The 7,398-nt window shown below is 72.5% G+C and carries 7 protein-coding genes; all 7 read right to left on the bottom strand.

Going from position 1 to position 7,398, the window contains the following annotated elements:
• The coding region (locus GTW08_RS06105; protein WP_346009860.1) for an MraY family glycosyltransferase at positions 1–1,209 on the bottom strand (1,209 nt) is incomplete at its 3' end.
• A gap of 38 nt (positions 1,210–1,247) precedes the next feature.
• Positions 1,248–2,531, bottom strand: coding sequence for a serine hydroxymethyltransferase (gene glyA, locus GTW08_RS06100; RefSeq protein ID WP_073578516.1), 1,284 nt, complete (start codon positions 2,529–2,531; stop codon positions 1,248–1,250).
• Positions 2,532–2,606: 75 nt separating this feature from the next.
• Entirely contained in the window at positions 2,607–3,269 is a 663-nt protein-coding gene (locus GTW08_RS06095; RefSeq protein ID WP_174565925.1) for an L-threonylcarbamoyladenylate synthase, read from the bottom strand.
• 104 nt (positions 3,270–3,373) lie between these two features.
• The gene (gene prmC, locus GTW08_RS06090) at positions 3,374–4,276 is read right to left on the bottom strand and encodes a peptide chain release factor N(5)-glutamine methyltransferase (protein ID WP_073578517.1); all 903 of its coding nucleotides are present in this window, start codon (positions 4,274–4,276) and stop codon (positions 3,374–3,376) included.
• 68 nt (positions 4,277–4,344) lie between these two features.
• Complete coding sequence (gene prfA, locus GTW08_RS06085; RefSeq protein WP_073578518.1) at positions 4,345–5,421, bottom strand: peptide chain release factor 1; 1,077 nt, start codon at positions 5,419–5,421, stop codon at positions 4,345–4,347.
• An 88-nt stretch (positions 5,422–5,509) separates the two neighbouring features.
• Entirely contained in the window at positions 5,510–5,731 is a 222-nt protein-coding gene (rpmE, locus tag GTW08_RS06080) for a 50S ribosomal protein L31 (protein ID WP_062397374.1), read from the bottom strand.
• A 132-nt stretch (positions 5,732–5,863) separates the two neighbouring features.
• Positions 5,864–7,398: transcription termination factor Rho (gene rho, locus GTW08_RS06075; protein WP_161151550.1), on the bottom strand; the 1,535-nt coding region annotated here is incomplete at its 5' end.

Below are 7,398 nucleotides of genomic sequence, written 5' to 3'. Positions count from 1 at the left end.
CGAGGCGATCGCCGTCTCCCCCGCGGCGACCGGCGCCGCGGAGGCGGCGGTGCGCATCCGCGACCGGTGCGGCACCGCCGAGGCCACGAACGCCACGACCAACGCGATCCCGGTCGCGGCGAGCACCAGCCCGGTGCGGGGGACCAGGGCCAGCGCGACCGCGCCGAAGGCGATCACCGCGACCCACAGGTAGACCAGCAGCACCGCGCGCCGGTGGCTGTGCCCGACCTGGAGCAGGCGGTGGTGCAGGTGCATCTTGTCCGGGCTGAAGGGGCTGGTCCCGGCCCGGGTCCGGCGCACGACCGCCATGAGCAGGTCCAGCGACGGGATGAAGACGATCCCGACCAGCACGACCACCGGGGAGACCAGCGCCAGCAGATCCCCGGCCGACGGGGTGTCCGACTGCGGGACGCGGCCGGACGCGCTCGTGATCGCGGCGGCCAGCATCACCCCGACCATCATCGAGCCGGTGTCCCCCATGAAGATCCGCGCGGGGTGGAAGTTGTGCGGCAGGAACCCCAGGCAGGACCCGGCGAGCACCACCGCGAGCAGCGCGGGGACGAACGTGGCCGGATCGTTGCCGTTCTCGCTGATCAACCCGATGCAGAACACCGCGGTCGCGAGCGTGGTGATCAGCCCGATCCCCGCGGCGAGCCCGTCGAGCCCGTCGACGAAGTTCATCGCGTTCACCAGGACGACGGTGACCAGCACCGTCAGCAGCACCGACTGACTCTGCCCCAGCGCCAGCACCGACCCGCTGAGGAACGAGTCGCCGCCGATCGGGATCCAGATCTGGAGCCACTGGACCCCGTACAGGACCAACAGCCCGGCCGCGGTGACCTGCGCGGCGAACTTGGTGAGGGCGTCGAGGTCGTAGCGGTCGTCGAGCATCCCGACGCCGACCAGCAACCCGGTCGCGACGACGACCCCGACGACCTCGGTGCTCTGCTCGAAGTAGGCCAGCCGCAGGGCCGGGAGCTGCAGCGACAGCAGCAGCCCGGCCAGCACCCCGCCGAACATCGCGAGGCCGCCCCACCGCGGGGTCGGGGTGACGTGCACGTCCCGTCCCCGCGGCCAGGCGACCGCGCCGACCTTCAGTGCCAGCATCCGGACCGGCCCGGTCAGCAGCAGCGTGACGACGGCGGCGACCAGCCCGACGAGCAGGAGCTCCCGGATGGGGAGTCCGTACGTGAACTGGTCAGTGGGCACGTCGCGAGCGCCTCTCCGCCTCCGCCGTGGGTCTCAGGTCATCCCCGAGGGTAGGCCGGTGCCTTCGAGACGAGCGCGGTGACCGCCTTCGCGACGTCGGCGAGTTCGGCGTCGCCGGCCGTGGTGTCGTGCTCGGCCTTGACCGCGCGGGCCAGCAGCGCGCCGACCTCGGCCATGTCGGCCTCGGTCATCCCCTGCGTGGTGACGCTGGGCGAGCCGACCCGGATGCCGGACGGCTTCATCGGCGGCGCCGGGTCGTAGGGGATCGCGTTCTTGTTCAGCGTGATGCCGGCGCGGTCGCAGCGGGTCTCCGCCTCCGACCCGGTGACGCCGATCGGACGCAGGTCCAGCAGCGCGAGGTGGTTGTCGGTGCCGCCGGAGACGGCGCGCATGCCCTCGGACTCCAGGCTCGTCGTCAGCGCCCGGGCGTTCGCGACGACCTGGCGGGTGTAGGCCTGGTACTCCGGCTGCGCCGCCTCCTTCATCGCGACGGCCTTCGCGGCGACCGCGTGCATCAGGGGGCCACCCTGGGAGAACGGGAAGACGGCCTTGTCGATGGCCTTGGCGTGCTCCTCGCGGCACAGCACCATGCCGCCGCGCGGGCCGCGCAGGACCTTGTGCGTGGTGGCGGTGACGACGTCGGCGTAGGGCACCGGCGACGGGATCGCCTTGCCGGCGACCAGGCCGATGAAGTGCGCGGCGTCGACCATGAGCTTGGCGCCGACCTCGTCGGCGATCTCGCGGAACACCGCGAAGTCGATCAGGCGCGGGTACGCGGTCGCACCGGCGATGATGATCTTCGGCTGGTGCTGCTTGGCCAGGTCCCGGACCTGGTCGTAGTCGATGACCTCGGTGTCCTCGCGGACCGTGTAGGACACCGCGTTGAACCACAGGCCGGAGAAGTTGACCTTGCTGCCGTGCGTGAGGTGGCCGCCCTGCTTGAGGTCCATGGCCAGCACGGTGTCGCCGGGCTTGGCGAACGCGGCGTAGGCGGCGAGGTTCGCGCTCGCGCCGGAGTGCGGCTGGAGGTTGGCGTGCTCGGCGCCGAAGAGCTCCTTCGTGCGCGCGTTGCCGATGTTCTCCGCGACGTCGACGACGCCGCAGCCCCCGTAGTAGCGGCGGCCGGGGTAGCCCTCGGCGTACTTGTTCGACAGCGTCGACCCGAGCGCCGCCAGCACCGCGGGGCTGGTCAGGTTCTCGCTCGCGATGAGCTGCAGTCCGCCGCGCAGGCGCTCGAGCTCGTCCAGCACGACGCCCGCGATCTCGGGGTCCTGCTGCTGCAGTGCGTGGAAGTCCGGTCCCCAGAAGGTCTGCTCGCTCACGCCGGGACACGCTACCCGCTGCCATCCCCGCAGGCCGCGGCCGTGCAGGCGTGATCACACCCGCGGGTGGCCCCCTCAGACCCGGTCGACCTCCTGGCCGACGACCTCCTCGACCTGTTCTGCGGTCACCCCGCCCTCGCGCAGCATGCGCGGCCGGGCGCCGGTGAGGTCGACGATCGTGGAGGCGACCGGGTCACCGGACGGGCCGCCGTCGAGGTAGACCTGCGCGCTCGAGGCCAGCTGGGTGATCGCCTCGGTCACGTTCGACGCCGGCGGGTTGCCCGAGGTGTTCGCGCTCGACACCGCCATCGGCCCGACCTCGCGCAGCAGCTCCAGCGCGACCGGGTGCAGCGGCATGCGCAGCATCACCGTCCCGCGGGTGCTGCCCAGGTCCCAGGCCAGCGACGGCGCGTGCTCCAGCACCAGCGACACCTCGCCCGGCCAGAACGCCTCGATCAGCGCCCGGGCGGACTGCGGTACTCCTGAGACGAGGCCGTCGATGGTGGTCCAGGAACCGACGAGCACGCCGACCGGCATGTCCGGGCCGCGCCGCTTGGCGGCGAGCAGCGCGCGCACGGCGGTGCCGTTGAACGCGTCGCAGCCGATGCCGTAGACGGTGTCGGTGGGCAGGACGACCAGCTCACCCGCCCGGACGGCGCGCGCGGCGGCGGTCAGACCGCGTGTGCGCTCGGCGGGGACGCTGCAGTCGAACAGCGGCTGGGTCTGCGGTGCACTCACGATCCGCGAGGATACGACCGTGCCGCGCGGGGGTGCGGGGCGGCTCACATCCGCGGCGCCGGCGGGACGTCCGGACGACCGCTCCCCGCTGGGTGGGACGGGCGTCAGGGGCAGGGGACGCGGCGGGCGGTGACGAAGCGCGGGCGGCCGGTGAGGTCGTCGTGCTCGGTGACCTCACCCAGCGTGCGCCGGCGACGCAGCAGTGCCGGGACCGTCTCGCCGTGGGTGTCGTCGTGCTCGATCGCGAGGTGCCCGCCGTGCCGCAGCCATCCGCTGGCCCCGCGTACGACGGCCTGGATGATCTGGGTGCCGTCGGGCCCGCCGAACACGGCGCCGGGCGGGTCCCACCGCTCCACCTCGGGCGGCACCGGCGTCCCGTCCGGGACGTAGGGCGGGTTGCAGACGACCAGGTCGACCGCACCCTCCAGCTCGATGAGCAGGTCGGTCCACCGGACGTCGGCGACGTGCAGGGTCACCGGGCGCCCGCCCGCGGCGACGTGCGCGTCGAGGTTGCGCCGGGTCCAGGACAGTGCCGACGGGTCGGCCTCGAGAGCGTGCACCTCGGCGTCGGGCCGGGACACCGCGAAGGCCAGCGCGAGCGCGCCGGAGCCGGTGCAGAGGTCGAGCACCCGGGGGCGGCTCACGTCGCGGATCGCGGCGAGGCCCCACTCCAGCAGCAGCTCGGTCTCCGGGCGCGGGGTGAACACCCCTGGTCCGACGGCGACCTCGACCGGGCCGAGTACCGCGGTGCCGAGGATGTGCTGCAACGGTTCGCGGGTCGCGCGGCGGGCCACGAGGGCCTGCAGCCGTTCGACGACCGGTGGGTCCACCAGCGGGGTCATCAGCAGTGTGGACCGCGAAGAGCCGAGCACGTGCGCGGCGAGCAGCTCGGCGTCGACGCGCGGGGACGCGACACCGGCGGCGGCCAGGGTGCGCTCGGCCTCCGCGATCGCCACCCGGAGCGGCAGCCGGCTGCCGGTCGTGGGGCTCGCCGTCGTCTCGGTCACGGCTCCAGTGTCCCGGCTGCGGGGCGCGGGGACACCGCAGGTGACCGGAGCATCACCTGAGCGGGGGATCATTCCTGCTCCTGCTCCCCCGCCATGGCCTCGGCGCGCTCGGCCGCGGTCAGAGCGGCGAGGACGTCGACGAGGTGGCCGTCGAGCACCGCGGACAGGTTGTAGGCCTTGAACCCGACACGGTGGTCGGAGATCCGGTTCTCCGGGTAGTTGTAGGTACGGATCCGCTCCGAGCGGTCCACCGTGCGGACCTGCGAGCGACGCTGTTCCGACGCCGCCTCGGCCGCCTCGGCCTCGGCCTTCGCCTGCAGCCGGACCCGCAGCACGTCCATCGCACGGGCCTTGTTCTGCAGCTGGGAGCGCTCGTTCTGGCAGGTCACGACGATGCCGGTCGGCAGGTGCGTGATCCGCACGGCGGAGTCGGTGGTGTTGACGCTCTGCCCGCCGTGGCCCGAGGCCCGGTAGACGTCGACCCGGATGTCGGCGTCGTGGATCTCGACGTCGGGTGTGTCGTCGGCGTCGGGGAAGACCAGGACGCCGGCCGCGGAGGTGTGGATGCGGCCCTGCGACTCGGTGACCGGGACGCGCTGGACGCGGTGCACGCCGCCCTCGAACTTCAAGGCGGCCCACACCCCGTCGACCGGGTCCTTGCTGCGCAGGGACAGCGTGATGTCCTTGTACCCGCCCAGATCGGACGGGGTGGCGCCGAGGACCTCGACCTTCCAGCCGCGGCTCTCGGCGTAGCGGCTGTACATGCGCACGAGGTCGCCGGCGAACAGCGCGGACTCCTCGCCGCCCTCGCCGGACTTGACCTCCATCAGGACGTCGTCGCCGTCGTGCGGGTCACGCGGGCGCAGCAGCTCGGTCAGCTCGGTCTCGAGCTCGACGATGCGGGTGTCCAGGGCGTCGGCCTCGGCGGCGAAGGCGCGGTCCTCGGCGGCGAGCTCACGGGCGGCGTCGCGGTCGTCGCGGACCTGGGCGAGCTCGCGGGCGCAGCGCACGACCGGGCCGAGCTCGGCGTAGCGACGGCCCAGCTTGCGGGCCTGCGCCTGGTCGGAGAGGACGCCCGCGTCGGCGAGGCGCTGCTCCAGCTCGGCGTGCTCGTCGAGCAGGGCGTCGACCGACTGCGTGCTCATCGGAGATTCCTTCGAGGCGCTGGGGCGGGAACGCGAAACGGCGCCCGCCTCCTCGCGTGCGGCGAGGCGACGGGCGCCGTGTCGGGAGCTACTTGGCGGCGCGCTCGCGCTTCCCGTAGCGGGCCTCGAAGCGGGCCACGCGGCCACCGGAGTCCAGGATCTTCTGCTTGCCGGTGTAGAACGGGTGGCAGGCGGAGCAGACCTCGACGCTGATGGCGCCGCTGTTCTTGGTGCTGCGGGTGGTGAACTGGTTGCCGCAACCGCAGGTGACCTGGGTGTCGACGTACTGAGGGTGGATTCCCTCGCGCATGGCTCTCTCCTCATCGTTGGCCGCCGGGTCCCTGGTACGACCAGGGTGAACCGGTGCCGGGAAGCTGACGGTCCATTCAACCATCCGGGCCCCGGCGGAATTCCCACCGGGGCCCGGACGGCACGGCGACGACTAGTCCTCGTCGTTGCCGGGGGCGTTCTTGGCGACCTGCATCAGGAACTCGATGTTGGTCTTGGTCTTCTTGAGCCGGCCGAGCACCAGGTCGAGCGCCTGCTGGTCGTCGAGCGCGGCGAGGACGCGGCGGAGCTTCACCATCACCGCGTGCTCGTCGGGCGACATCAGGAGCTCCTCCTTGCGGGTGCTCGAGTCGCCGACGTCGATGGCCGGGAAGATCCGCTTGTCGGCGATCTTCCGGTCCAGCTTGAGCTCGGCGTTGCCGGTGCCCTTGAACTCCTCGAAGATCACCGTGTCCATCGTGGACCCGGTCTCGACCAGCGCGGTCGCGAAGATGGTGAGCGAGCCACCGTCCTCGATGTTGCGCGCGGCGCCGAGGAAGCGCTTCGGCGGGTACAGCGCCGTGGAGTCGACACCACCGGACAGGATCCGGCCCGACGCGGGCGCCGCCAGGTTGTAGGCGCGGCCGAGGCGGGTGATGTTGTCCAGCAGGACGACGACGTCGTGCCCCATCTCGACCAGGCGCTTGGCCCGCTCGATGGACAGCTCGGCGACGGCGGTGTGGTCTGCCGGCGGGCGGTCGAAGGTCGAGGCGATGACCTCGCCCTTCACCGACCGCTGCATGTCGGTGACCTCCTCGGGCCGCTCGTCGACGAGGACGACCATGAGGTGGCACTCGGGGTTGTTCGTGGTGATCGCGTTCGCGATGTTCTGCATGATCGTCGTCTTGCCCGCCTTGGGCGGGGAGACGATCAGCGCACGCTGCCCCTTGCCGACCGGCATGATCAGGTCGATCACGCGGGTGGTCAGCTGCGTCGGGTCGGTCTCCAGGCGGAGCCGCTCGTTGGGGTAGAGCGGGGTCAGCTTGGTGAACTCGGGCCGGTTGCGTGCGGCCTCCGGGTCCCGCCCGTTGATCGAGTCGACGCGCACCAGCGGGTTGAACTTCTGCCGCTGCTGCTCGCCCTCGCGGGGCTGACGGACGGCGCCGGTGATGGCGTCGCCGCGCCGCAGTCCGTTCTTGCGGACCATCGACATCGACACGTAGACGTCGGTCGGGCCGGACAGGTAGCCGGTGGTCCGGACGAACGCGTAGTTGTCGAGGATGTCCACGATGCCGGCGACCGGCAGCAGGACGTCGTCGTCGCGGATCTCGGTGTCCACGCCACCGCCGGTGGCGCCGCCACCGGTGCGCTCGCGGTCCCGGCCGCGACGGCGGTCGCGGAAGCGGCGGCCGCGGCGGCCGCGGCCGTCACCGTCGTCACCGTCGTCGTCGCGGAAGTCGTTCCGGTCGGTACCGCGGTCGTTGTTCCGGTCGCCGTTCCGCTCACCACGGTTGTCACCGCGGTCGCCGGTCCGGTCGTTGTTGCGGTTCCCGCGGTTGCCGCGGCCGGAGTCGTCGCCGTCGCGGTTGCGCCCGCCACGGCCGTTGTCGCCGTTGCCGCGGCCGTTGTCGTCGCGGCCCTCACCGGTGCGGTCGCCACCGTTGCGGTCGGCACCGTTGCGGTCGGCACCGCGCTCGGCGTTGCGGTCGG

The organism is Pseudonocardia sp. SID8383 (assembly GCF_009864975.1).
In the GTDB taxonomy this organism is placed as follows: Bacteria; Actinomycetota; Actinomycetes; order Mycobacteriales; family Pseudonocardiaceae; genus Pseudonocardia; species Pseudonocardia alni.
Note: the sequence above shows the minus strand (reverse complement) of the source record. Positions and strands in the feature narration are given on the sequence as shown.